Genomic DNA, 23,039 nt, shown 5'->3' with positions numbered 1-23,039 from the left:
TCCGAAAGCAAGGAAAAATTTACCAAAGACAATGCATGGCGGGCCGGCAAAAAGCCAGCCCCGCCCTGTTGTTAACGTGAATCCGGAATCGGACCCGAGGAGGGAGCCCTAGAGCATGATCCGGGCCCGAAGGGCCGCGTCAGCGCAAAGTGCGCAGCGGCTTTCCGGAAAGATCATGCTCGAACAACAATCTAAAGCGCGATCGCGCTTTAGAACGGGTTCCAGGTCGCGCGCGGGGTGAATTTCAAATAGCCGATATTGGCGCCCAGCCGTAGCCCGAGGCCCGAGCGGATCGGCACCAGCACGATGTTGTTGGCGGTGAGCGCCGTCATGCCGAAGCCGCCGATGATATAGGCCGAGCCGTCGATGCCGGCGAAGCGCTGGTAGATCGCGTTGGTGGCGGGCAGGTTGTAGACCAGCGTCATGGTGCGCGCACCGTCGCCGCCCCAGTCGAAGCCGAGCGAGGGGCCCTGCCAATAGACGCGCAGGTCGCCGGCGTTCTTGGTGTAGAGCGTGCCTTCGCCGTAGCGCAGGCCGGCAACGAAGGCGCCGGACCCTTCCTCACCCAGGATATAGCCGTTGGGCAGGCCCCACTGGCTGACGGCCTTCTCGATGATCGAGGCGAGCCCGCGCGAGACGTTGCCGAAGAAGCGGTGGCCGGCGGTCACGAGTTCGTCCGGCCCATAGGTGCTGGGTGACGGGCTCCGCTGCGGCGGCGGCAAATTGGGCGGCGGCGGCTGCTGGGCGGAGGCCGGGACGATCCAGCCGACCAGCGCGGCAAGCGCGACCGCAGCAAGGCGTGATGCGAAAGTCATAAAAGAACCCCTGGTATCGAATGCCGCCGCTTCCTTAACCTGACGCCAACAGGCACGGCTCTAGGTTGCGCCGGATGTCCCCTCGACTCGGATGTTATCCGCAGCAACTATGACGGCACAACGGCAGGAAGATAGCCCTTTGCGCCCCGGAAATGCCTTGATCCGCCTCCTCGTCCGCCTGCTGGCGGGCATTTGGATCGCCTGCGCAGGTTTGCCGGCCGAGGCCGCCACCACCGAGCGGATCGTCGTCAACCGCTTCAGCGGCGTGGCGATCGAGGGGTTCGACCCCGTATCCTATTTCGTCGATGGCGCGGCCGTGCAGGGGACGGCCGAGTTCGAGGCGAACCTCTGGGGCGCGGTCTGGCGTTTCCGCAACGAGGGCAACCGGGCGTCCTTCCTGGCCCATCCCGAGATCTATGGACCGCAGTTCGGCGGCTACGATCCGGCCGACATCGCCCGCGGCGTCGCCGTCGCCGCCAATCCCCGCTTCTACGTGATTTCGGCGCAGCGGCTCTATCTGTTCAGCCGGGAGGCCAATCGCGATGCCTTCGCCGCCGACCCGGAGCGCTTCCTCTATGAGGTACGCAAGCGCTGGCCGGCGCTCCAGGATCAGCTTAGTCAATAACAGCTCAGTCAGTAGCAGCCTGCCGCCCGCGGATCGCCCCAGGCGATGAACTCCGGGATGATGAAGCCGGTGTCGCCGCGCTGGCCGAATCGGAGCTCGCCACCGTTGCCGTCGGTGACCTTGCCGCCTGCCGCCGTCACGACCGCGCAGCCCGCCCCGACATCCCATTCGCAAGTGGGTCCGAAGCGGGGATAGATGTCGGCGCTGCCCTCTGCGATCCGTCCGAATTTCACCGCCGAGCCGACCGTCTTCCTGACCGCATTGGGCCGGCCGTCGATGAACGCCTCGCTTCTGAGGTCGCCATGGGAACGGCTCACCGCCGCGATCCAGGGCTCGCCCTGCGTCGGCAGCGTGCGGGTGCGGACCGGTTCGGCAGCACCGATGTTCACGCCGTCGAACCTGACGCGCTCGGCGCCGCGGCCGACGATGCCGCGCCAGAGCAGGCCGAGTGCGGGCGCGGCTACGATGCCCAGCAGCGGCACGCCTTCGGTCACGAGGGCGAGGTTGACGGTGAACTCGTCGCGGCCGGCGACGAACTCCTTGGTGCCGTCGAGCGGGTCGATCAGGAAGAAGCTGTCGCGGAATGGCGGCGAGGCGAGCTGGGTCCGCTCTTCCGACAACGTCGGCACGTCGCCCGCAAGCTGCGCCAGGCCGTCAGCGATGATGCGGTCGGCGGCGAGATCGGCCTCGGTGACCGGCGAGCCGTCCTGCTTGCCGTCGACCCGCATCGCTGCGCGGTTGACCGCGAGGATCGCTTCGCCCGCCTTTACCACCAGCGCGGTGAGCGGCTCCATCAGGTGGGAGGCGGCCGGGCCGTCGATGATCCGTTTCACCTGCATGCCTCATTCATCGGCAATTCCATCCTACTCGACTGATTCGCCGCGGCTTTAGGGCCGCTTCGAGCCGATCGCAAGCTAGCTGCCACGGGCTTGCGAATGTTAGAACCTGCGGCATTCGTCAAGCATGCGTGATTCGCCGCGTCCGCGCCGTGCAATTCCAGGAACCCTTTATGTCTGACGCTTCGTCACCCGGTACCGCTACCGCTCCAGATGCGCTCGAACTCGCCGCGCTCCTGTGCTCGCGGGTCTGCCACGATCTCATCAGCCCTGTCGGAGCCATCGTCAATGGGCTCGAAGTGCTCGACGACGATCCCAAGCCCGAGGATCGCGAGTTCGCGCTCGATTTGATCCGCAAGAGCGCGAAAACCGCCTCCGCCCGCCTCCAGTTCTGTCGCCTGGCCTTCGGCGCGGCCGGCTCGTCCGGCGCGCAGATCGACCTCGGCGATGCCCAGACCATGGCGCGCGGCCACATCGAGGACGGCAAGTGCTCGATCACCTGGAATCTGCCGCGGCTCTTGCTGCCGAAGAATCGCGTCAAGCTGCTGCTCAATATGCTGGTTGTTTCCCAGCACACGATCCCGCGCGGCGGCATGCTGACGATCGACCCGATCGGTGACGGCGAGACCATGAGCTTCCGCGTCACCGCGACCGGTCATAATGCGCGCCTGCCGCAGAACATCTCCGAGCTCCTGAGCGGAGAGCGCGGCCCGGCCGCGGATGCGCACGCGATCCAGCCTTATTATACGCGGCTGTTGGCGGAGGCTTGCGGGCTCACCGTGAGGCTCGCGCACGAGGGCGAAGCGATCACCATTACCGCGTCGTAAGCGCGCCGCCGCCCTCAAACGTTAATCGAATCTTTACAAGGCGCTTCGGCTTGTCCGGAGCGCCTTATCTCTTTGTTGGTTCCGTTCTTTTGCACATACTCAACCATTATTAAACGCTTTGCGGTGAAGCTGGCCCCATTCCGAAATGGCGCATCACAAGTCGTGCGCGCCCTCCCTGTATGAAGGCCTGTTTTCATGGATGATCTGTTGCGGGAGTTTTTGACGGAGACCAGCGAGAGCCTGGACACCGTCGACAATCAGCTGGTGAAGTTCGAGCAGGAGCCGAACAACGCCAAGATCCTGGATAACATCTTCCGCCTGGTCCACACCATCAAGGGCACGTGCGGCTTCCTCGGCCTGCCGCGGCTTGAAGCGCTGGCACATGCCGGCGAGACGCTGATGGGCAAATTCCGCGACGGCATGCCGGTGACGGGGCAGGCCGTGACGGTGATCCTGTCCTCGATCGACCGCATCAAGGAGATCCTCGCAGGCCTCGAGGCGACCGAAGCCGAGCCCGAGGGCACCGACCGCGATCTCATCGACAAGCTGGAAGCGATGGTTGAGCAGGGCATGGCCGCAATGGCGGCTGGCAGCGCTGCTCCCGTTGCTGAAGCGCCGCCGCTGGTGCCGGAAGCTCCGGCCGAAGCCAAGGCCGCACCTGCCAAAGAGATGACGCAGGGTTCGCTGATCGACCAGACCCTAGAGCGTCCGCTGCGTCCGGGCGAAGTCTCGCTCGACGAGCTCGAGCGCGCCTTCCGCGAGACCGCGATCGAAGCGCCGGCTCCTGTCGCCAAGGCCGAGCCCGCGCCGGCTGCTGAAGCTCCCGCGCCCGCCGCCAAGGAAGCTGCGAAGCCCGCCAAGGAGAAGGCCGCGCCGAAGAAGTCGATGGCCGACGAGGGCGCCGCCGAAGGCGACCGCATCGCCAACCAGTCGATCCGCGTCAACGTGGATACGCTGGAGCATCTGATGACCATGGTCTCCGAGCTGGTCCTGACCCGCAACCAGCTGCTGGAGATCTCCCGCCGCAACGAGGACACCGAGTTCAAGGTGCCGTTGCAGCGCCTGTCCAACGTCACCGCCGAGCTGCAGGAAGGCGTCATGAAGACGCGCATGCAGCCGATCGGCAATGCCTGGCAGAAGCTGCCGCGCATCGTCCGCGATCTGTCGAGCGAACTCGGCAAGCAGATCGAGCTGGAGATGCACGGCGCCGACACCGAGCTCGACCGCCAGGTGCTCGACCTGATCAAGGACCCGCTCACCCACATGGTGCGCAACTCCGCCGACCACGGCCTGGAGACCCCCGCCGAGCGGCTCGCGTCCGGCAAGGGCGAGCAGGGCACCATCCGCCTGTCCGCCTATCACGAGGGCGGTCACATCATCATCTGCATCGCCGACAACGGCCGCGGCCTCAACACCGAGAGGATCAAGGCCAAGGCGATCTCCTCCGGTCTCGTCACCGAGGCCGAGCTCGAGAAGATGAGCGAAGCCCAGATCCACAAGTTCATCTTCGCGCCGGGCTTCTCAACCGCGGCCGCCATCACCTCGGTCTCCGGCCGCGGCGTCGGCATGGACGTGGTGCGCACCAATATCGACCAGATCGGCGGCACCATCGACATCAAGTCGGTGGCCGGCGAGGGCTCCTCCGTCACCATCAAGATCCCGCTGACCTTGGCCATTGTCTCGGCGCTGATCGTCGAGGCCGCCGGCGACCGCTTCGCGATCCCGCAGCTCTCGGTGGTCGAGCTCGTCCGTGCCCGCGCCAACAGCGAGCACCGCATCGAGCGTATCAAGGACACCGCCGTCCTGCGCCTGCGCAACAAGCTGCTGCCGCTGATCCACCTCAAGAAGCTCTTGAAGATCGACGACGGCGCGGCCTCCGATCCCGAGAACGGCTTTATCGTCGTGACCCAGGTCGGCAGCCAGACCTTTGGCATCGTCGTCGACGGCGTGTTCCACACCGAAGAGATCGTGGTCAAGCCGATGTCGACGAAGCTGCGTCACATCGACATGTTCTCCGGCAACACCATTCTGGGCGATGGCGCTGTTATCATGATCATCGATCCCAACGGCATTGCCAAGGCGCTCGGCGCCGCCGGCTCCTCGGCCCATGACATGGGCGACGAGAACGGGGCGCATCACATCGGAAGTGGCGAGCAGACCACCTCGCTCCTCGTCTTCCGCGCCGGCTCCAGCCAGCCCAAGGCAGTCCCGCTCGGGCTCGTCACCCGTCTGGAGGAGCTCCCGGCCGACAAGATCGAGTTCAGCAACGGCCGCTACATGGTGCAGTACCGCGAGCAGCTGATGCCGCTCGTCGCCATGGAGAGCGTCACCATCGCCAGCCAGGGCGCCCAGCCGATCCTGGTGTTTGCGGACGACGGCCGCTCCATGGGCCTCGTCGTCGACGAGATCATCGACATCGTCGAGGAACGGCTCAACATCGAGGTCGGCGGCTCCGCCTCCGGCATCCTCGGCTCGGCCGTGATCAAGGGCCAGGCCACCGAGGTGATCGACGTCGGCCACTTCCTGCCGATGGCGTTCGCCGACTGGTTCACCCGCAAGGAGATGAAGCCGTCGCAGCACTCGCAGTCGGTGTTGCTGGTCGACGACTCGGCCTTCTTCCGCAACATGCTGGCCCCCGTGCTGAAGGCGGCCGGCTACCGCGTCCGCACCGCGCCGACCGCGCAGGAGGGCCTGGCTGCACTGCGTGCGCAGAGCTTCGACGTGGTCCTGACCGACATCGAGATGCCCGACATGAACGGGTTCGAGTTCGCCGAAGTGATCCGCTCCGACACCAATCTGGGCGCGATGCCGATCATCGGCCTGTCCGCGCTGGTGTCGCCGGCGGCGATCGAGCGCGGCCGTCAGGCCGGCTTCCACGACTATGTCGCCAAGTTCGACCGTCCCGGTCTGATCGCGGCGCTGAAGGAACAGACCGCGGGCGCCGCCGGCGCCTCCGAGCTGAGCCGGGCAGCGGCGTAACGGCACTGGGGATCAGGAGATACCGCTATGAGCAACAAGAAGACGCAGATCGGCGAAGGCGCCATGGTCGAATACGTCACCGCGATGATCGGCGGCCAGCTGTTCGGCCTGCCGATCTCCCGCGTCCAGGACGTGTTCATGCCCGAGCGCGTCACCCGCGTTCCCTTGTCCTCGCGCGAGATCGCGGGCGTGCTGAACCTGCGCGGCCGCATCGTCACCGTGGTCGACATGCGCGCCCGGCTCGGCCTGCCCAAGCCCGAGGACGGCAAGACCCCGATGGCGGTCGGCGTCGACCTGCGCGGTGAATCCTACGGCCTCCTGATCGACCAGATCGGCGAAGTGCTGCGGCTTGCCGAGGCCGGCATGGAAGAGAACCCCGTCAACCTCGATCCCCGCATGGCCAAGCTCGCCGGCGGCGTCCACCGCCTCGACGGCCAGCTCATGGTCGTCCTCGACGTCGATCGCGTCCTCGAGCTCGCGCCCGAGATGATGGCGGCCTGATACGGCGGCATCGCCGCCGACGGACTCGCAATTGGAAGTATCCCCACAAGGGGGTAGGAAGCAGAGGTTCACATGCGCACTTGTCTCGTCGTTGATGATTCCAGCGTCATCCGCAAGGTTGCGCGCCGGATCCTGGAGGGCCTCGACTTCCAGATTCTCGAAGCCGAGGACGGTGAGAAGGCACTGGAGGCCTGCAAGCGCGGCTTGCCCGATGCCGTGCTGCTTGACTGGAACATGCCGGTCATGGACGGCTACGAATTCCTTGGCCATCTCCGGCGGATGCCCGGCGGTGACCAGCCCAAGGTGGTGTTCTGCACCACCGAGAACGACGTCGCGCACATCGCCCGTGCGCTGCACGCCGGCGCCAATGAATACATCATGAAGCCCTTCGACAAGGACATCGTGACGGCGAAATTCCAGGAAGTCGGGCTTATCTGAGCGAACATCCGGAGGCTGAACGGATCCTTCGGCGATTGTTTCAACTGAACCGTTTCAGTCTGAGTTGGTGAGTAATGAGTGTTGCGTTCGCAGGTAATTCGACCACGGGTCCGTCGCGCGACGCCGGGCCGCTGCGGGTGATGGTCGTCGACGACTCGGTCGTCATACGCGGTCTGATCTCGCGCTGGATCGGTGCCGAGCATGACATGGAGGTCGCGGCCTCGCTGCGCACCGGGCTCGAGGCGGTCAACCAGCTCGAACGCATCAATCCCGACGTTGCCGTGCTCGACATCGAAATGCCCGAGCTCGACGGCATCTCGGCGCTGCCGCAACTGCTGGCGAAGAAGCGCGATCTCGTCATCATCATGGCCTCGACGCTGACCCGCCGTAACGCGGAGATCAGCTTCAAGGCGCTGTCGCTCGGTGCGGCGGACTACATTCCGAAGCCGGAGTCGACACGCGAAGCGTCGGCCGCGGACATCTTTCATCACGACCTGATCCAGAAGATCCGTCACCTCGGCGCGCGGCTGCGCCGCAGGCCCGCAGTCGCGAGCCCGCCGCTGGCGCCAGCGACCCCGGCTGCACGTGCGCCGGCTGTCGTGCGGCCCGCCGCGCCCGCACCGACCCTGCATGCGCCGTCGTCTGGGGTGCTGTCCACGCGCCCGTTCTCGGCCCACGCACCGAAGGTGCTGTTGATCGGCTCCTCGACCGGCGGTCCGCAGGCGCTGATGGCGCTCGTCACCGAGCTCGGCCCGGTGATCGACCGCTTCCCGGTGCTGATCACCCAGCACATGCCGCCGACCTTCACCACCATTCTCGCCGAGCACCTGGCGCGCGCGAGCCGCAAGCCGGCGGCCGAGGCGGTCGACGGCGAGCCGGTGAAGCCGGGACGGATCTACCTCGCGCCCGGCGGCAAGCACATGCGTGTCGTGCGCAGCGGCGCTGACGCGGCGATCGCGCTCGACGACGGTCCCGCCGTCAATTTCTGCAAGCCCGCGGTCGATCCGCTGTTCACCTCCGCCATCGACATCTGGCACGGTAACATCCTCTCGGTGATCCTGACGGGCATGGGCTCGGACGGCATGCGCGGCGGCAAGGACATCGTCGCCGCCGGCGGCAACGTGATCGCGCAGGACGAAGCCTCCAGTGTGGTCTGGGGCATGCCGGGCGCGGCGGCCAATGCCGGCATCTGCGCGGCGATCCTGCCGCTCAACCAGATCGGCGCCAAGGTCAACCGCCTGTTCGCGGGAGACCGCTCGTGACGCCGGTTGACTACGAATATCTGCGCAAGTTCCTGAAAGAGCGCTCCGGCCTCGATCTCTCCGCCGACAAGCAGTATCTCGTCGAGAGCCGGCTGCTGCCGCTTGCCCGCAAGGCGAGCTTGCCCGGGATTCCCGATCTCGTGCTGAAGATCAGGAACGGCGACGGCCGGCTTGCGACCGACGTGGTCGAAGCGATGACCACCAACGAGACCTTCTTCTACCGCGACAAGATCCCGTTCGATCATCTGCGCGAAACCATCCTGCCGGGCCTGCTCCAGGCGCGCGCGGCGCGCAGGTCGCTCCGCATCTGGTCGGCGGCCTCGTCGACCGGGCAGGAGCCCTATTCGATCGCGATGTGCGTGAAGGAGATGGGCGCGGCCTTCGCCGGCTGGCGCATCGAGATCGTCGCCACCGATCTGTCGCAGGAGGTGCTGGAGAAATCCAGGGCTGGCATCTACAGCCAGTTCGAGGTGCAGCGCGGCCTGCCGATCCAGCACCTGATGAAATACTTCACGCAAGTCGGCGAGCTCTGGCAGCTCAATGCCGACATTCGCGCGATGGTGCAGTTCCGTCAGCTCAATCTGTTGCAGGACTTCTCCCATCTCGGCACGTTCGACGTGATCTTCTGCCGCAACGTTCTGATCTATTTCGACCAGGACACCAAGGCCGTGATCTTCGAGCGCATGGCGAAGGGACTGGAAGCCGACGGTACGCTGCTGCTTGGCGCCGCCGAATCCGTCGTCGGCATCACCGACGCGTTCCGCCCGATCACCGAGCGCCGCGGTCTCTATCAGCTCAATCCCGCGCGCTCCGGCCGTCCGATGGGCGGATTGATGCCGCAGCCGCTGAAAATCGCAGCGGCGAGGTGATTCGCCGAACGACAGGCAATCTCACTGAACGCCGTCGTCGCGAATGATCGGCAACAACTGGCGGATATCGTTCCGTCAGAGTGCGTGACGCTTCACACGCGTTTGAGCATTGCGGATTACTCGACTACCGCGCAATAGAGCTCGTGCCGCGATGCAATGCAATCGCGGCCCTGATCAGCATCTGACGGTTGTGCTATGCTGGCGATGGTCCCGCCGAACCGAGGCGGGATTTCATTCCATCATGAATTGTACTGAGGAGGACATACCATGCGAATGTCTTGTGCCTCGTATTTCTTGTTCGCGGCGCTTTCGTTGCCCGCCACTGCTCTCGCTGGCGAGCAGGTCCTCGAATTCAAGCTTGTCACCAAGCCGATGGACTTAAAGGTCACCGAGGTCGCGAACGTCGAAGGTCAGACGGTCATGTCTGGCAAAATGTTTGGCGTTGCCTTCTTCAAGGACGGCCGCGTTGCGGTGAAGGACTTCGTCCACTCCGCCGACCTGATCAAGGGCTCAGGACCCATCTACGGCTACAGCACCTACACCTTCGACGACGGATCCTCGATCACGGCGCGCTACGCCGGCGCGATCAAGGATGGTCGGGCGAAAGGCGAATACACGATCCTGTCGGGCACCGGGGCGTATGCAAACGCGACGGGCACGGGCGGCTTCGAAAGTGCGCAAGCCGGCTTCAAGGGCGCGGGCCTCTACGACGGGAGATTCATCGTCAAGACACCCTGAGTAAGCACGCAAGTCTCTGCGCTCGCGTCCCGTTCCGATGAGGTCGCGAGCGCATTTCACAAAATCCCATGCGGCAGAAACCGCGAGCGGTTGCCGGTGATCGGGCTCTCGTCCTCGCGGATCGACAGGCCGCATGGCTCGTGGTTCACCAGCCAGCTTCCCACCACCACATAGAAGCCCGAGAAATTCGGCAGCGGCGACAGCGCCTGCCGCACGAAACCTTCTGCGCCGTAGGGGCCTGCCTGCTCGTCGAGCGGCGTGCCTCCGGACACCAGCGTGACATTGGCGCCTTCGCGCGACAGCAGCGGCTTGCGGACGTAGGAGCTGCCGAGCTCGGCTGCCCGCGCGTCGTCCTCGAAGAAGGCCGGCAGCAGATTGGGATGGTTCGGAAACATCTCCCAGAGCAGCGGCAAAATGCCCTTGTTGGAGAGCACCGCCTTCCACGGCGGCTCGATCCAGCGTGTCGGCGCACTCATCAGCTTGGCGCCGAAGGCGTCGTGGAACATCCATTCCCAGGGATAGAGCTTGAAGGCGAGCGCGATGTCGCCGTCGTCGAGATCGACGAAGCCGCCAGGCTCGTCGCGCCAGCCGATCTCCTCGATGTCGAGCAGTCTGGTCGAGAGCCCCGCCTGGCGCGCGGTGTCCTCGAGATAAGCGAGCGTGCCGGCGTCTTCCTCGTTGCCGGTGGTGCCGGTGAGATGGACATGGCGGCCTGCGGCAATCTCCTTCCACGCCGCGATCAGCCGCTCGTGGATGGAGTTGAACTGGTCGGCGCGCGCCGGAATGATGCGGCGTTCGATCGCCTGTTCGAGCCAGGTCCATTGAAACACCGCAGCCTCGAAAATCGAGGTCGGCGTATCCGCGTTGTATTCGAGCAGCTTTGCAGGCGACTGTCCGTCGAACTTCAGATCGAGCCGGCCATAGAGGCTGCGGTCGTCGCGCTCCCAGCTCTCGGCGATCAAGCTCCAGAATGCCTCCGGAATCTTCAAGCGTCGCAGATAGCGCTCGTCACCGATCACGCGGCCGGCAAGCTCGATGCACATCGCGTCGATCTCGGCTGTCGGCGTCTCGATGCCGCGCTCGATCTCGTCGAGCGTGAAGGCGTAATAGGCGCTCTCGTCCCAATAGCGTTCGCCGTCGATGGTGTGGAAGGCGAAGCCGCATTGTTCGGCGGTCTGCCGCCAGTCGTCGCGCTCGGGGCAGACGATGCGTCGCATGTTATTTCCTGCGCATGATCTCCGCGCAAACGCGTTCCGCGTTTGTCGCGAGGGAAAATCGGTGGCCGCTTTTCCGGATCATGCGCTAGCCGCCGCCCGAGAAGCCATGGCCGAACGAGCCGAAGCCGCCACGGCTCACGCTGCTGGAGCCTGAGTCCGAAGAGGTGCCCGATGAGGAATGGCTCGAGGAATCGCTGCTGAAGAAGCTCGATCGCGACGACCAGCGCGAGCTGCTGCCGCCCGATGAACTGCTGCTACTGCTGCACGTCGTGGTCGTCTGGCCCGGCACGGCTCCTGGCGAGGGCTCGCAGTGCTGCCGCGGCATCAGCGTGTAGGCGGTGGTGCCGACCGCGATCGTGCCCATCACCAGCAGCGCGACATGGCCGGAGCGCTTCACCGGCGGCCCCGATGGCGGCGCCACGGGCGCCGGCCGGCGCTTGCCGAACTCCTTTTTGGAGGGTTTGGCCATGTCAGTAGATCATGCAGGCGGCGTTCAACAGGCCCGCCGCGAGGGAGGACAGCCCGAGCCAGATCGCCGGCGCAAGCTCGCCTGCGGCAATCCGCGCCGACAGGTTCGGCACCGGGACCTTCACCAGAAAGAGCACGATGATCTGCACGATCAACGCGATGACCGCCCAGATCAGGCAGTCCAGCACATTGGCCGAATGCGCGATCGCGCTGACCAATGGCGCCACGAAGCCGAGCAGGCTGAGACCGAGCGCGATCGCGGCGGCCGGCTCGTTGTCGCGGATGAGCTGGAACTCGTTGTGCGGGGTGATGCGGGTGTAGACGAACAGATACGCCACGATCGCGATCAGGCCGGTGCAGAAATAGACCAGGAAGGCGGGCAGGCCGGCCAGTGATTGCAGGATCATCGTTCCCCCATCGTGCAGCGACCATTCGTCGGCGGGGGGAGGATAGCGGTTCAATGGCGCAAGGACGATGAGGCCGCGTTGGCGTCCCAAAAAACAAAACCCCGCCATTTGCGGCGGGGTCCAGGCTGGGAGGAGCGAGCCCCGGGGGCTCGCGACGTAAACTTAGTGATCAGGCGGGAATGCGCTCTTCGTGCTCGTGCGGCTCGCGCAGCACATAGCCGCGGCCCCACACGGTCTCGATGAAGTTGCGGCCCTCGGAAGCGTTGGCGAGCTTCTTGCGGAGCTTGCAGATGAAGACGTCGATGATCTTCAGCTCGGGCTCGTCCATGCCGCCATAGAGATGGTTGAGGAACATTTCCTTGGTGAGGGTCGTACCCTTGCGGAGCGAGAGGAGCTCCAGCATCTGGTATTCCTTGCCGGTCAGATGCACGCGCTGGCCGCCGACTTCCACCGTCTTGGTGTCGAGGTTGACGACGAGGTCGCCGGTCTGGATGACCGACTGGGCGTGACCCTTGGAGCGGCGCACGATCGCGTGGATGCGGGCCACCAGCTCGTCCTTGTGGAAGGGCTTGGTCATGTAGTCGTCGGCGCCGACGCCGAGACCCTTGACCTTGTCCTCGATGCCGGCGAGGCCGGAGAGGATCAGAATCGGTGTCTTGATCTTGGAGACCCGGAGCTGCTTGAGCACGTCGTAGCCGGACATGTCGGGCAGGTTGAGGTCGAGAAGAATAATGTCGTAATCGTATAACTTACCGAGATCGACGCCTTCTTCCCCCAAATCGGTCGTGTAGACGTTGAAGCTCTCAGACTTCAGCATCAGCTCGATCGACTGCGCGACGGCGCTGTCATCTTCAATCAGCAAAACGCGCATGCCAGTTCCCCATAGTCGCCGCTCCTGGGCGTCAGGTCGGCCGCATTCGCGGCACTCAACAAAACGCCTTTGAACAACTGATTCGGATCCTGACAACAGATGGTTAACAAACTCTGATTCTGGAACGCAAGTCCCCCCGGTGCAATTTTTGTCGAATCGCCCTAAGGTCTTGCGCGCGAAGCAGCTTTCGTCACCCCGTATCGTTCAAGTTCCACTTTAAGAGACGGGCCTAACCGACTCCCGCGACTCAGCCTTCTTCTGAAGGGGAGTCACGCTCAGTCACAAAGACAGTGACGCAATGATTAACGATGCGGGTAAACACGAAGTTAAGCGCCGTTCAGAAATATGGCGAAACTTAAGTCTTTCGCCATGAAGCCCGGGATCGGAGGCGATCACCTTATGAAGGTCCTCTTATTAAAGGCGCGCCCCTGATGAAGGCTCTTGCCGAACAGATCGGCGACATCGACGGCGTCAACATTTATGGCCGTGTGGTCGGCGTTCGCGGCCTGATGGTCGAAGTGGCCGGACCCATTCACGCGATGTCGGTCGGTGCGCGGCTCGTGATCGAAACCGGCGCGAACCGTTCCATTCCCTGCGAGGTGATCGGCTTCTCCGGCAACAACGCTGTCGTGATGCCGTTCGCCGGCCTGGACGGGGTGCGCCGCGGCTGCAAGGCCGTCATCGCCAATGCGGCCAATCAAGTGCGTCCGTCGTCGGCCTGGCTCGGCCGCGTCGTCAACGCGCTGGGCGAGCCGATCGACGGCAAGGGGCCATTGCCGCAGGGCCCGGCGCCGATGCCATACCGCAATTCGCCGCCGCCGGCGCATTCGCGCAAGCGCGTCGGCGCCCCGCTCGATCTCGGCGTGCGTGCGATGAACACGTTCCTCACCTGCTGCCGCGGCCAGCGCATGGGCATTTTCGCAGGGTCCGGCGTCGGCAAATCGGTGCTGCTGTCGATGCTCGCGCGCAACGTCGATGCCGCGGTCAGCGTCATCGGGCTGATCGGCGAACGCGGCCGCGAGGTCCAGGAATTTTTGCAGGACGATCTCGGCGAGGAGGGCCTGGCGCGCTCGGTCGTGGTGGTCGCGACCTCGGACGAGCCGGCGCTGATGCGGCGCCAGGCCGCCTATCTGACGCTCGCGGTGGCCGAATATTTCCGCGACGAGGACAAGGACGTGCTGTGCCTGATGGACTCGGTGACGCGCTTCGCCATGGCCCAGCGCGAGATCGGCCTGTCCGCCGGCGAGCCGCCGACCGCCAAGGGCTATACGCCGACCGTGTTCACCGAGCTGCCGAAGCTTCTGGAGCGCGCGGGGCCGGGCCTGGGCGAGGGGGCGATCACCGCGATCTTCACGGTGCTGGTCGACGGCGACGACCATAACGAGCCGATTGCGGATGCCGTCCGCGGCATCCTCGACGGCCATATCGTGATGCAGCGCTCGATCGCAGAGCGCGGCCGCTACCCCGCCATCAACATCCTCAAATCCGTCTCCCGCACCATGCCGAAATCGGCCGATCCGCAGTTCTGGCCGACCATCCAGCGGGCCCGCCAGGTGATGGCGACCTATGCCGACATGGAGGAATTGATCCGGCTCGGGGCCTACCGGGCCGGCTCCAGCCCCGAGGTGGACGAGGCGATCCGGCTGCACGAGCCGCTGGAGGCGTTCCTTCGCCAGCGCAAGGACGAAAATGCATCACTGGCGGACGGCTACCGCCAGTTGGCGCAAATCCTCGGTGATTTGGAAACGGAACGCTAACTTTGTCAGGTCATCATCCGCTCTCACAGAGTAGCAGAGCCGGTCTTGGCCTCAATCGGGCCTGTGGGGAGACCGGTGACGTCCCACGTGCAGCCAGGGGACTTCTGGGGAGTATGAGTCGATGAAGTCACGTGATACCCTCATCCGCCTGAAGAAATTTCAGGTCGACGAGAAGCGCCGCCGGGTCACCCAGATCGAGACCATGATCGCCGACTTCCAGCGGATGTCGACCGATCTTGAACGCGAGATCACGACCGAGCAGGAGCGTGCCGGGATCAACGATCCCTCGCACTTCGCTTATCCGACCTATGCCAAGGCCGCGATTCAGCGCCGTGAGAACCTGACCCGCTCGGCCGACGAACTGAAGGGCCAGCTCGACGAAGCCAAGGCCGCGCTGGCCGAAGCCTTCGAGGAACTGAAGAAGGTCGAGCTCCTCGACGAGCGTGACCAGGCCCGCGAGCGCGCCGAAGAAAACGCCCGCGAGCAGGCCGACCTCGACAGCATCGGCCTGATGCGCGCCCGCATCGGCGCCGTCGCCTGACGACGCAGCCAGCGGTCCAACAGCCGAGAATTCGTCGAACCCGGACCCGCAAGGTCCGGGTTTCGCGTTTGCTATCCACAGTGTGGCGCGCCGCCCCTTGGTGATGGGCTTTGCCGCGCGCTATGGTAGCGGAGTGCCAGGGCCTGCGCCGAACGCGACAGGCCGTGTGTGGGGGGCTGAATGCTGACGCCAGCAGAGCTGGTCGGGCTGATTGAGGCGGTCGCCAGGGGCGATCAGGCCGCGTTCGAGCGCCTCTACGTCGCCACGCGCGCGAAACTCTACGGCGTTGTGCTCCGTATCTTGCGCCGACAGGATCTCGCAGAGGAGGTCATTCAGGAGACCTACGTCAAGATCTGGAACGGCGCCGGCCAGTTCAATCCGGCCTTGTCGTCACCGATCACATGGATGGCATCGATCGCGCGCAACCGCGCCATCGACATCGTGCGCAAGAAGACGGAAGTCTCTATCGAGGAAGAGCCGCAGGCAATGGAAGTCGCTGCCGACAGCCCCGATCCGCTGGCGCGGAGGGAGATGACCGAGGAGTTGAAGCGGCTCCTGGAATGCATCGGCCGGCTCGAGCCGGATCGTCAGAGGCTCGTGCTTCTCGCCTATTACAACGGCTGGAGCCGCGAGCAATTGGCGGAAAAATTCGCCGCGCCCGTCAACACGGTGAAGACGTGGCTCCGGCGCAGCATGTTGGATATCCGCGAGTGCCTCGGACTATGAGGGCTCGCATTGTGAGGGTGGTTCTGGACTGGAAGTGATGGCCTACACGGAGGACCATATCGCGCTCGCCGCGGAATATGCGCTCGGTACGCTCGACGCCGATGAGCGCGCGCAGGTCGAGACCATGATGGCCGTGGACAAGGCGTTCGCCGATGTCGTGCAGGCCTGGGCTTACCGGCTCGGCGTCCTCAACCAGATGGTCGGCTCGGTCGAGCCGCGTCCGATCGTGTGGGAGAACATCCGGTCCGAGCTTGCGCGGACGGACTTTGCGCAGGAGACGCCTGCGCCGGAAGCTTCGCCGCCGCCGCCACCTGTGCCCGAGTCCTCCTCGATCGAAGCTGCACCGCCTGAGCTGGCGCCGGACGCCGTGCCGCAATCGGAGCTGCAGCCTTCCGAAGCAGAGCAGCCCGGGACGGCGCGGCCGGCACCCGATGCGCTTCCCGACATCGCGCCGATATTCATGCCGCAGGTCCATGCACCCGATCCTGACGTCGCGCGCGCGCCGCCGGCGCCGGTCGCCGACAACAGCAATGTCATCCGGCTCGAGGGCCGCGTGAAACGCTGGCGCACGATCGCCTCCGCGGTGGGCGCGCTTGCGGCTGCACTGCTGGTGACGCTGTCGCTTCAGATCTTCCAGCCCGATGCGCTGCCGGGCGGCTTGCGCCCGGCGCCGCGCATCCAGACGGTGGAAGTGAAGACGCCGGCGGCGCCGCTCACGGCTGCTGCGCAATATGTCGCGCTGTTGCAGGGCCAGGGCGGCGGTCCCGCCTTCATCCTCACCGTCGACGGCGCGACGCGGAATTTCACCGTGCGCAAGGTGGGCGCGACTCCGGAGGCCGGCAAGAGCTTCGAGCTCTGGCTGATCTCCGACAAGCTGCCGCGTCCGCGCTCGCTCGGCGTGATCGGCGCGGGCGATTTCACCGCGCGCCCGGTGCTCGGCTCCTTCGATCCCGAGGTCGTCAACGGTGCGACCTACGCCGTCACCGTCGAGCAGGCCGGCGGCTCGCCCAACGGCCAGCCGACCTCGGCTCCGGTGTTTTCCGGCAAGCTGATCGAGACCGTGCCGCCGTCTCAGCCGCAGGCGCCCGCGAAGAAGTAGGTGTCGTGGCGCCGTAGCCCGGATGGAGCGCACACGGCGCTCGACCGTCGCCAAGGTCCGTCCAGCCGTCGCACCCCGACAAGTCCCGCCGAATCCACTCCCGCGTTGAACCTCCCCGCAATCCACGGCGTCAAATGCCCGGAATTTGCAGTCGGCGCCGCACATCATGGCGCCGGAAAAGGGGCTAGAAGTCAGATGGATGCAGCTAAGACGCCGGGCATCTTCGTCCACCAATATGCGGGCCTTCCGCATGGTCCGGCCTTCGAACATTGGCGCGAGCGGGCCTTCGGTCCCTGCGGTCTCGACGTCGGGCCGAGCCATGGCGACAGCATCGATTGCCGGCTCCAGGTCAGCGTGGTCGACAATATCGCGTTGGCAATTCCCGAAGGTGCCTCCGCGCAATATTCGCGCACGCAGAGCCATCTTGCCGACGGCAGCGACGATCTGGTCCTGATCGCCGCGCATGCGGGTCTTGTCCGCGTCGGGCAGAACGGCCACACCGTCGAGCTTGCGCCCGCGCAGATGGTGCTCATCGACATGGGCGTCACCGGCACCGTCGGCCACACCCAGGAAGATCGCTTCACCAGCATCCGCATGCCGCGCCGCGCGCTGCTCGACATCAATCCGCGTGCCGAGGACAAGCTGTCGCAAGTGCTCTCGGATGGCGCGGTGGCCGAGACGATCTTCCGCTACCACGCACTCGCCGCCAATCACGCGCCGCATCTCGACGCCGTCGGCCAGCGCCTGACCGCGCAGCACGTGATCGATCTCGTCGGTCTGCTGCTCGGCACCGATGCGGAGCATGCAAGCCTCGCGCGCGGTCGCGGACATGCGGCGGCCCGTCTCGATCTCATGCGTGCCGACGTGATGGCCGCGCTCGGCCGCAACGATCTCTGCCTGTCCGAGATCGCGACGCGCTCAGGGCTCAGCCCGCGCCAGGCGCAACGCTTGTTCGAGCAGGCCGGCACGACCTTCACCGAATTCGTGCTGGAGCAGCGCCTGGTGCTGGCGCGCAAGCTGCTCGGCGATCCCCGCGCGAGGGCGCGCAAGATCAGTGACATCGCGCATTCCTCGGGTTTCTCCGACCTGTCCTATTTCAACCGCGCCTTCCGCAAGCGTTTCGGCGCGACGCCATCGGAGCTGCGCGAGACCTGAGCCGCGATTTTATGCAGCGGAGCGGCGCCGCCGCAGTTGGTCGATCCGGTCGAATGAGCTATATCTGCCTGCGCGGGCAGGCCGCCGGAATTCTTGGACAAAGCAGTAAACGGACATGGCGCGTATCGTCGTGCTCGGCGCGGGGTTTGCGGGTCTATGGGCGGCCATCGGCGCCGCGCGCAAGCGCGACGAGATCGGCGCGGCCGGCCGTGACGTCGAGATCCGTGTCGTCGATCGCAATCCCTATCACAACATCCGGGTGCGCAATTACGAGGCCGACCTTAGCGAGGTCGCACTGCCGTTGCCGCAACTGCTCGATCCGATCGGCGTCACTCATGGCATTGGCGAGGTCGAAGCCATCGACCCGGCACGGCGCGAGATTTCTCTCGTCACGAGCGGGGGCGAGGAGACGCTGAGCTACGACCGCCTGGTGCTGGCGCTCGGCAGCGAAGTGATGCGTCCCGCCATCCCCGGCCTTGCCGAGCATGCTTTCGATGTCGATACCTATGCCGCCGCGCTCATCCTCGAAAATCATCTCGTCTCGCTCGGACACAGCGCGCCCTCGCCGGGGCGCTCGACTGTCGTGGTGGTCGGCGCCGGATTCACCGGCATCGAGGTGGCGGCCGAGATGCCGGACAGGCTGGCGCGCGTCGGCATCACCGGCAGCCGCCGCATCGTCCTGGTCGATCCCAACCCTGCGGTCGGCGCCACCATCGGCGCGCATGCGCGTCCCGTCATCGAGACGGCATTGGCCTCGCTCGACGTCGAGACGCGGCTTGGCGTGCGCGTCGTGTCCGTCGAGGCCGCCGGCATGCACCTGAGCTCGGGCGAGTTCATCCCGGCGCAAACCGTGATCTGGTGCGCCGGGATGCGCGCGAGCCGGCTGGCCGAGAGCTTCGCGGGCGCGCGCGATCGCCTCGGCCGCCTGCTGGTCGATCCTTTCATGCGGGTGGCCGATGTGCCGGGCGTGTTCGCCGCCGGCGACGTCGCCTCGAGCGTGGTCGATGGACTGCACCCGACGGTGATGTCCTGCCAGTTCGCCCGTCCCATGGGCCGCTTCGCCGGTCACAACGTCGTAGCCGATCTGGCGGGCCTGCCGATGCTGCCGCTGCGCATCGATTGTTACGTGACCGTGCTCGACCTCGGCGGCTGGGGCGCGCTCTATACCGAAGGGTGGGATCGCGAGGTTCGCACCACTGGCGCGGCCGCAAAGGCGACCAAGCAGACCATCAACTGCAAGCGCATCTACCCGCCGCTCACCGGTAGCAAGGCCGAGCTCTTCGCTGCGGCAGCACCGACGGTCCAGGCGCCGCCGCCGACTTATGGGGCGCGGTAGATTTTGATCGGGGCTGGTTGGAGGATCGCGGCTGTGCCAATTGCTCCGTCATTGCGAGCGTAGCGAAGCAATCCAGAATCTTTCCGCGGCGACAGTCTGGATTGCTTCGCTACGCTCGCAATGACGAGGTACCCCAGACATGAGAAAGCGCCCGTGGGGGGCGGGCGCTTTCCGTAGTCGACTTGGGGTTGGGGTCGTCTACATATCCACGTGGCGACTTTGGGGGGCTGGTAAAGAGCCGCGTGAATTCACAAAACTCGTCAAATCTCCTTATCGAACGAGGGATGCGTTCGAGCTGGTGATAACAACCGGCTTGCCGGCCTTGATGACGCGGGCGGTCTGGGTCAGACCTTCGTCCGAACCCGTGCGCGCCGCCGTGATGCCGAAGCCTGCCACCGCGATGCCGGCGACGAGGGCTACGACCACGATTTTCAAGTGGGTCGAGCGATCGGCGCTGTAAATCGAGTGGTTCATGGAAGGCTCCTGCCGCCATCTACCCGAAGTAGTCGCTACCCTGTTGGGGGAGGTTCATGCTTCCGGTCCCCAACAACCTAGTATTGGGGGGATTCGTTCCCAAGGGGCGATCACAAGAGCGTGACAGGACGTGAAAGATCGCGATCGAAAGCGACCCCGCAATCGTGCGATTATATAATTATTTCAAAGGTGTAATGTGCTTGCGAGGCGCCTTGTTTGCATTTGGTCGACAAGGCGCCAGGAACTCAAAAACCATTTGCCTGTGGCCCAAAAACATACGGCTTCTTAAGGCAAATCAGATGCTTCCGACCGTTTTCAATCTCGCCCTGGGGTGGATTTCAGCCTGCGACAGCACCGTCGTCTGGGCCCGGAACCGCTCGACGAGGGAGCGTACGAAGGGACGAATTGCCGCAGACGTGACCAGCACCGGCGCCTCGCCTTCGCGCGCGGCGCGCTCGAAGGCCTCGCGCACGCCGGTCATGAATTCCGACAGCTTCGAGGGCTGCATCGCGAGGCTGCGTTCCTCGCCCTGGCCGATGATGGATTCGGCGAAGGCCTGTTCCCACCGCGCCGACAGCGCGATCAGCGGCAGATAGCCGCTGTAGGAGGTGTTCTGCGCGCAGATCTGCCGCGCGAGGCGGGCGCGGACATGCTCGACCATGGTCGCGGGATTGCGCGAGAAGGCGAGCGAGTCGGCGATGCCTTCCAGGATGGTCGAGAGGTCGCGGATCGAGATGCGCTCGGCGAGCAGCAGCTGCAGCACGCGCTGGATGCCGGAGACCGTGACCTGGCCCGGCACGATGTCCTTGACCAGTTCGCCCTGCTCCTTCGGCAGCTCCTTGAGCAGCTTCTGCACCTCGCCATAGGAGAGCAGGTCCGACATGTTGGCCTTGAGCAGCTCGGTGAGGTGGGTCGAGAGCACGGTCGCGGCGTCGACGACGGTGTAGCCCTTGAGCGAGGCTTCTTCCTTGAGGCTGGCATCGACCCAGGTTGCGGGCAGGCCGAAGGTCGGCTCGGTGGTGTGGATGCCGGGCACCTGCACCTGGCTGCCGCCGGGGTCCATGACCATGAACTGGTTCGGCCAGATCTTGCCGGTGCCGGCGTCGACCTCCTTGATCTTGATGATGTAGGTGTTGGCTTCGAGCTGGACGTTGTCGAGGATACGCACCGCGGGCATCACAAAGCCCATCTCGATGGCGAGCGAACGGCGCAGCGCCTTGATCTGCTCAGTGAGGCGGTCGGTGCCATCAGGCCCGTTGACGAGCGGCAGTAGCGCATAGCCGAGCTCGATCTTGAGATCGTCGATCTTGAGCGCGGCGGAGATCGGCTCTTCGGCCGCAGCGGCGCCAGGTGAACCCGGCGTTCCCGGAGCGGATGCGGTCTTTGCAACTTCGTCAGCCCTGGCAGTCGCCCGGTTGCGGTTGCGGGCGTGCCAGGCGAGCGCACCGGCGCCGCCGCCGAGCGCCAGGAAGGGGATGGTCGGGATACCCGGCAGCGCCGCCAGCACCAGCATGACCGCCGCGGACATCGCCAGCGCCTGCGGATAGCCGGAGAACTGTTTCATCAGCGCCTTGTCGGCGGCGCCGGACACGCCGGCCTTGGAGACGAGCAGGCCGGCCGCGGTCGAAACGATCAGCGCCGGCACCTGGGTGACGAGGCCGTCACCAACGGTCAGCAGCGTGTAGCTGCGCCCGGCATCGGCGAAGGAGAGGCCCTGCTGCGCGACACCGATGATCATGCCGCCGACGATGTTGATGAAGACGATCAAAAGGCCCGCGATGGCATCGCCGCGGACGAATTTGGAGGCACCGTCCATGGCGCCGAAGAAGCCGCTCTCGTCCTCGAGGTCCTTGCGCCGCTGCTTGGCGACCTTCTCGTCGATCAGGCCGGCGGAGAGATCGGCGTCGATCGCCATCTGCTTGCCGGGCATGGCGTCGAGGTGGAAGCGGGCGGCGACTTCGGCGATACGGCCCGAACCCTTGGTGATGACGACGAAGTTGACGATGATCAGGATGGCGAAGACGATGATACCGATGACGAAATTGCCGCCCATCACGAAGCTGCCGAAGGCTTCGATGACGTGACCGGCGGCATCCGTGCCCTCGTGCCCGTGCGACAGGATCAGGCGGGTCGAGGCCATGTTCAGCGACAGGCGCAGCATGGTCGAGATCAGGAGGACGGTCGGGAAGGCGGAGAATTCCAGCGGCGCCTGGATGAACAGCGACGTCATCAGGATCAGGATCGAGAGCGTGATCGAGATCGCTAGGAACAGGTCGAGCACGATCGCGGGCAGCGGCAGGATCAGCACCACCAGGATGGTGAGGACGCCGAGTGCCAGCGCGATATCGCCGCGCTTGAGGATGTTGCCGATCTCGGTGAGGGTCGGGAAGCCGGCGTTCGTGCTGCCTACGCCCTGTCCCGCGGTGACGTCGACCATGGTAGCTGCTCCCCCGCGCGACTGCCGTCCGCGCGCCCCAAATGTCTGCGCGGCGGCCGAAGGGCCGCCGTTTCGAAAGTGAGGCACCGCACTGGCGTCCACGGGGGACCTCCCGTTCTACGCGGCTGACGACACTCGACTTCACCCGGCAATTCTTGCCGGGTGTATGGTTAGCAAAGGGTTAACGCAGGGTGCGGCAGGAGGTCAGACCGGGGTGTTTCGGGCACCTGGCAGGGACGAAGTCGTCATGCCCGGGCTTGTCCCGCCTGCGCGGCCGAAGCCGTGGTTGGCCGGGACGAGCCCGGCCATGACGCTGTGGAAGCGTTTGGCGCCGAAATCAGCTGCGGAGGACGTAGCCCTACTTCGCCTTCTGCATCGTCGTCACGGTATACCCCGAAGCCGCCTCCTCGGCCTCGAAGGTCACCTTGTCGCCGACCTTCACCTGCTTGAGCAAAGCGGGGTCCTTGACGCGATAGACCATGGTCATGGGCTCATCCATGCCGAGGCTTTTCGCCGGTCCGTGCTTGAGCGTGATCTTGCCGGCGCCCTCGTCGATCTTCTTGACCTCGCCGCTGATCGCGGCGCCCTGGGCCGCGAAGGCTTCGGCGGCAAGGCCGACGGTCAGCGCCAGCGCTGCGGCGATACGGATGGTGCGGTTCAT

At 65.3% G+C, this 23,039-nt stretch carries 23 protein-coding genes; 14 read left to right on the top strand and 9 right to left on the bottom strand.

What is annotated here, in order from left to right; all coding sequences use genetic code 11:
• Positions 1 to 209 precede the first annotated feature (209 nt).
• Complete coding sequence (locus AB7531_RS36615; RefSeq protein ID WP_028151234.1) at positions 210 to 815, bottom strand: DUF1134 domain-containing protein; 606 nt, start codon at positions 813 to 815, stop codon at positions 210 to 212.
• Positions 816 to 954: 139 nt separating this feature from the next.
• Between AB7531_RS36615 and AB7531_RS36610 the strand changes: the two genes are divergently transcribed.
• A complete protein-coding gene (locus AB7531_RS36610; protein ID WP_063986679.1) occupies positions 955 to 1,440 on the top strand; it encodes a YHS domain-containing (seleno)protein in 486 nt (161 codons plus the stop codon).
• 8 nt (positions 1,441 to 1,448) lie between these two features.
• Here AB7531_RS36610 and AB7531_RS36605 read toward each other — a convergent pair whose 3' ends face one another.
• Positions 1,449 to 2,279: a 3'(2'),5'-bisphosphate nucleotidase CysQ family protein gene (locus AB7531_RS36605; RefSeq protein WP_187387813.1), complete on the bottom strand. Its 831-nt coding sequence runs from the start codon at positions 2,277 to 2,279 to the stop codon at positions 1,449 to 1,451.
• A 170-nt stretch (positions 2,280 to 2,449) separates the two neighbouring features.
• On the opposite strand from AB7531_RS36605, the gene chpT reads away from it, so the two are divergent.
• The 7 genes from chpT to AB7531_RS36570 all read left to right on the top strand — a co-directional run bounded on the left by chpT (position 2,450) and on the right by AB7531_RS36570 (position 9,890).
• Positions 2,450 to 3,103, top strand: a complete 654-nt coding sequence (gene chpT, locus AB7531_RS36600) for a histidine phosphotransferase ChpT (protein WP_063985400.1) — start codon at positions 2,450 to 2,452, stop codon at positions 3,101 to 3,103.
• Positions 3,104 to 3,298: 195 nt separating this feature from the next.
• Positions 3,299 to 6,082 carry a hybrid sensor histidine kinase/response regulator gene (locus AB7531_RS36595; protein ID WP_231144255.1) on the top strand — a complete coding sequence of 928 codons (2,784 nt, stop codon included), beginning with the start codon at positions 3,299 to 3,301 and terminating at the stop codon, positions 6,080 to 6,082.
• A gap of 27 nt (positions 6,083 to 6,109) precedes the next feature.
• Positions 6,110 to 6,583: a chemotaxis protein CheW gene (locus AB7531_RS36590; protein WP_063979738.1), complete on the top strand. Its 474-nt coding sequence runs from the start codon at positions 6,110 to 6,112 to the stop codon at positions 6,581 to 6,583.
• A gap of 72 nt (positions 6,584 to 6,655) precedes the next feature.
• Positions 6,656 to 7,021, top strand: coding sequence for a response regulator (locus AB7531_RS36585; protein WP_007600538.1), 366 nt, complete (start codon positions 6,656 to 6,658; stop codon positions 7,019 to 7,021).
• Between the two features lie 74 nt (positions 7,022 to 7,095).
• Complete coding sequence (locus AB7531_RS36580) at positions 7,096 to 8,283, top strand: protein-glutamate methylesterase/protein-glutamine glutaminase (protein ID WP_063979739.1); 1,188 nt, start codon at positions 7,096 to 7,098, stop codon at positions 8,281 to 8,283.
• The gene (locus tag AB7531_RS36575; protein WP_063979740.1) at positions 8,280 to 9,152 is read left to right on the top strand and encodes a CheR family methyltransferase; all 873 of its coding nucleotides are present in this window, start codon (positions 8,280 to 8,282) and stop codon (positions 9,150 to 9,152) included. Before AB7531_RS36580 ends, AB7531_RS36575 begins: the two co-directional genes overlap by 4 nt.
• 294 nt (positions 9,153 to 9,446) lie before the next feature.
• On the top strand, positions 9,447 to 9,890 hold the full coding sequence (locus AB7531_RS36570; protein WP_231144256.1) for a hypothetical protein: 444 nt from the start codon (positions 9,447 to 9,449) through the stop codon (positions 9,888 to 9,890).
• Between the two features lie 56 nt (positions 9,891 to 9,946).
• On the opposite strand, the gene AB7531_RS36565 is transcribed toward AB7531_RS36570, so the two are convergent.
• The 4 genes from AB7531_RS36565 to ctrA all read right to left on the bottom strand — a co-directional run bounded on the left by AB7531_RS36565 (position 9,947) and on the right by ctrA (position 12,853).
• The gene (locus AB7531_RS36565; RefSeq protein ID WP_231144257.1) at positions 9,947 to 11,107 is read right to left on the bottom strand and encodes a glutathionylspermidine synthase family protein; all 1,161 of its coding nucleotides are present in this window, start codon (positions 11,105 to 11,107) and stop codon (positions 9,947 to 9,949) included.
• Positions 11,108 to 11,192: 85 nt separating this feature from the next.
• Complete coding sequence (locus tag AB7531_RS36560; protein WP_063985398.1) at positions 11,193 to 11,576, bottom strand: hypothetical protein; 384 nt, start codon at positions 11,574 to 11,576, stop codon at positions 11,193 to 11,195.
• 1 nt (position 11,577) lies between these two features.
• Entirely contained in the window at positions 11,578 to 11,982 is a 405-nt protein-coding gene (locus AB7531_RS36555; RefSeq protein WP_014497691.1) for a DUF350 domain-containing protein, read from the bottom strand.
• Between the two features lie 169 nt (positions 11,983 to 12,151).
• A complete protein-coding gene (ctrA, locus tag AB7531_RS36550) occupies positions 12,152 to 12,853 on the bottom strand; it encodes a response regulator transcription factor CtrA (protein ID WP_008138878.1) in 702 nt (233 codons plus the stop codon).
• Between the two features lie 431 nt (positions 12,854 to 13,284).
• On the opposite strand from ctrA, the gene fliI reads away from it, so the two are divergent.
• From fliI to AB7531_RS36520, 6 genes are all read left to right on the top strand, one after another.
• Positions 13,285 to 14,610, top strand: coding sequence for a flagellar protein export ATPase FliI (gene fliI / locus AB7531_RS36545; protein WP_038936482.1), 1,326 nt, complete (start codon positions 13,285 to 13,287; stop codon positions 14,608 to 14,610).
• Between the two features lie 121 nt (positions 14,611 to 14,731).
• Entirely contained in the window at positions 14,732 to 15,151 is a 420-nt protein-coding gene (gene fliJ / locus AB7531_RS36540) for a flagellar export protein FliJ (RefSeq protein ID WP_008138882.1), read from the top strand.
• A 180-nt stretch (positions 15,152 to 15,331) separates the two neighbouring features.
• Entirely contained in the window at positions 15,332 to 15,877 is a 546-nt protein-coding gene (locus AB7531_RS36535) for a sigma-70 family RNA polymerase sigma factor (protein ID WP_063985397.1), read from the top strand.
• 37 nt (positions 15,878 to 15,914) lie between these two features.
• Positions 15,915 to 16,976, top strand: a complete 1,062-nt coding sequence (locus AB7531_RS36530; protein ID WP_063985396.1) for an anti-sigma factor — start codon at positions 15,915 to 15,917, stop codon at positions 16,974 to 16,976.
• A 195-nt stretch (positions 16,977 to 17,171) separates the two neighbouring features.
• Positions 17,172 to 18,131, top strand: a complete 960-nt coding sequence (locus AB7531_RS36525; protein ID WP_063985395.1) for a helix-turn-helix transcriptional regulator — start codon at positions 17,172 to 17,174, stop codon at positions 18,129 to 18,131.
• A 115-nt stretch (positions 18,132 to 18,246) separates the two neighbouring features.
• Positions 18,247 to 19,467, top strand: a complete 1,221-nt coding sequence (locus tag AB7531_RS36520) for an NAD(P)/FAD-dependent oxidoreductase (protein ID WP_231144259.1) — start codon at positions 18,247 to 18,249, stop codon at positions 19,465 to 19,467.
• A gap of 270 nt (positions 19,468 to 19,737) precedes the next feature.
• Here the strand turns inward: AB7531_RS36520 and AB7531_RS36515 are convergent, their stop codons facing one another.
• From AB7531_RS36515 to AB7531_RS36505, 3 genes are all read right to left on the bottom strand, one after another.
• Positions 19,738 to 19,941 (bottom strand): hypothetical protein, encoded by a 204-nt coding sequence (locus AB7531_RS36515; RefSeq protein ID WP_014497685.1) that lies wholly within the window; start codon positions 19,939 to 19,941, stop codon positions 19,738 to 19,740.
• Between the two features lie 295 nt (positions 19,942 to 20,236).
• A complete protein-coding gene (gene flhA, locus AB7531_RS36510) occupies positions 20,237 to 22,378 on the bottom strand; it encodes a flagellar biosynthesis protein FlhA (RefSeq protein ID WP_063985393.1) in 2,142 nt (713 codons plus the stop codon).
• Positions 22,379 to 22,736: 358 nt separating this feature from the next.
• Complete coding sequence (locus AB7531_RS36505; protein ID WP_028158911.1) at positions 22,737 to 23,039, bottom strand: copper-binding protein; 303 nt, start codon at positions 23,037 to 23,039, stop codon at positions 22,737 to 22,739.

This window comes from Bradyrhizobium sp. 63_E2_N1_3 (assembly GCF_052076005.1).
Lineage (GTDB): Bacteria > Pseudomonadota > Alphaproteobacteria > Rhizobiales > Xanthobacteraceae > Bradyrhizobium > Bradyrhizobium barranii.
Note: the sequence above shows the minus strand (reverse complement) of the source record. Positions and strands in the feature narration are given on the sequence as shown.

Bases quoted from the DNA above. Each gene is read 5' to 3' on its own strand.
- AB7531_RS36615 (WP_028151234.1), bottom strand. From the start codon at position 815: ATGACTTTCGCATCACGCCTTGCTGCGGTCGCGCTTGCCGCGCTGGTC.
- AB7531_RS36605 (WP_187387813.1), bottom strand. From the start codon at position 2,279: ATGCAGGTGAAACGGATCATCGACGGCCCGGCCGCCTCCCACCTGATG.
- chpT (WP_063985400.1), top strand. From the start codon at position 2,450: ATGTCTGACGCTTCGTCACCCGGTACCGCTACCGCTCCAGATGCGCTC.
- AB7531_RS36595 (WP_231144255.1), top strand. From the start codon at position 3,299: ATGGATGATCTGTTGCGGGAGTTTTTGACGGAGACCAGCGAGAGCCTG.
- AB7531_RS36590 (WP_063979738.1), top strand. From the start codon at position 6,110: ATGAGCAACAAGAAGACGCAGATCGGCGAAGGCGCCATGGTCGAATAC.
- AB7531_RS36585 (WP_007600538.1), top strand. From the start codon at position 6,656: ATGCGCACTTGTCTCGTCGTTGATGATTCCAGCGTCATCCGCAAGGTT.
- AB7531_RS36580 (WP_063979739.1), top strand. From the start codon at position 7,096: ATGAGTGTTGCGTTCGCAGGTAATTCGACCACGGGTCCGTCGCGCGAC.
- AB7531_RS36565 (WP_231144257.1), bottom strand. From the start codon at position 11,107: ATGCGACGCATCGTCTGCCCCGAGCGCGACGACTGGCGGCAGACCGCC.
- AB7531_RS36560 (WP_063985398.1), bottom strand. From the start codon at position 11,576: ATGGCCAAACCCTCCAAAAAGGAGTTCGGCAAGCGCCGGCCGGCGCCC.
- AB7531_RS36555 (WP_014497691.1), bottom strand. From the start codon at position 11,982: ATGATCCTGCAATCACTGGCCGGCCTGCCCGCCTTCCTGGTCTATTTC.
- ctrA (WP_008138878.1), bottom strand. From the start codon at position 12,853: ATGCGCGTTTTGCTGATTGAAGATGACAGCGCCGTCGCGCAGTCGATC.
- fliI (WP_038936482.1), top strand. From the start codon at position 13,285: ATGAAGGCTCTTGCCGAACAGATCGGCGACATCGACGGCGTCAACATT.
- fliJ (WP_008138882.1), top strand. From the start codon at position 14,732: ATGAAGTCACGTGATACCCTCATCCGCCTGAAGAAATTTCAGGTCGAC.
- AB7531_RS36535 (WP_063985397.1), top strand. From the start codon at position 15,332: ATGCTGACGCCAGCAGAGCTGGTCGGGCTGATTGAGGCGGTCGCCAGG.
- AB7531_RS36530 (WP_063985396.1), top strand. From the start codon at position 15,915: ATGGCCTACACGGAGGACCATATCGCGCTCGCCGCGGAATATGCGCTC.
- AB7531_RS36525 (WP_063985395.1), top strand. From the start codon at position 17,172: ATGGATGCAGCTAAGACGCCGGGCATCTTCGTCCACCAATATGCGGGC.
- AB7531_RS36520 (WP_231144259.1), top strand. From the start codon at position 18,247: ATGGCGCGTATCGTCGTGCTCGGCGCGGGGTTTGCGGGTCTATGGGCG.
- AB7531_RS36515 (WP_014497685.1), bottom strand. From the start codon at position 19,941: ATGAACCACTCGATTTACAGCGCCGATCGCTCGACCCACTTGAAAATC.
- flhA (WP_063985393.1), bottom strand. From the start codon at position 22,378: ATGGTCGACGTCACCGCGGGACAGGGCGTAGGCAGCACGAACGCCGGC.
- AB7531_RS36505 (WP_028158911.1), bottom strand. From the start codon at position 23,039: ATGAACCGCACCATCCGTATCGCCGCAGCGCTGGCGCTGACCGTCGGC.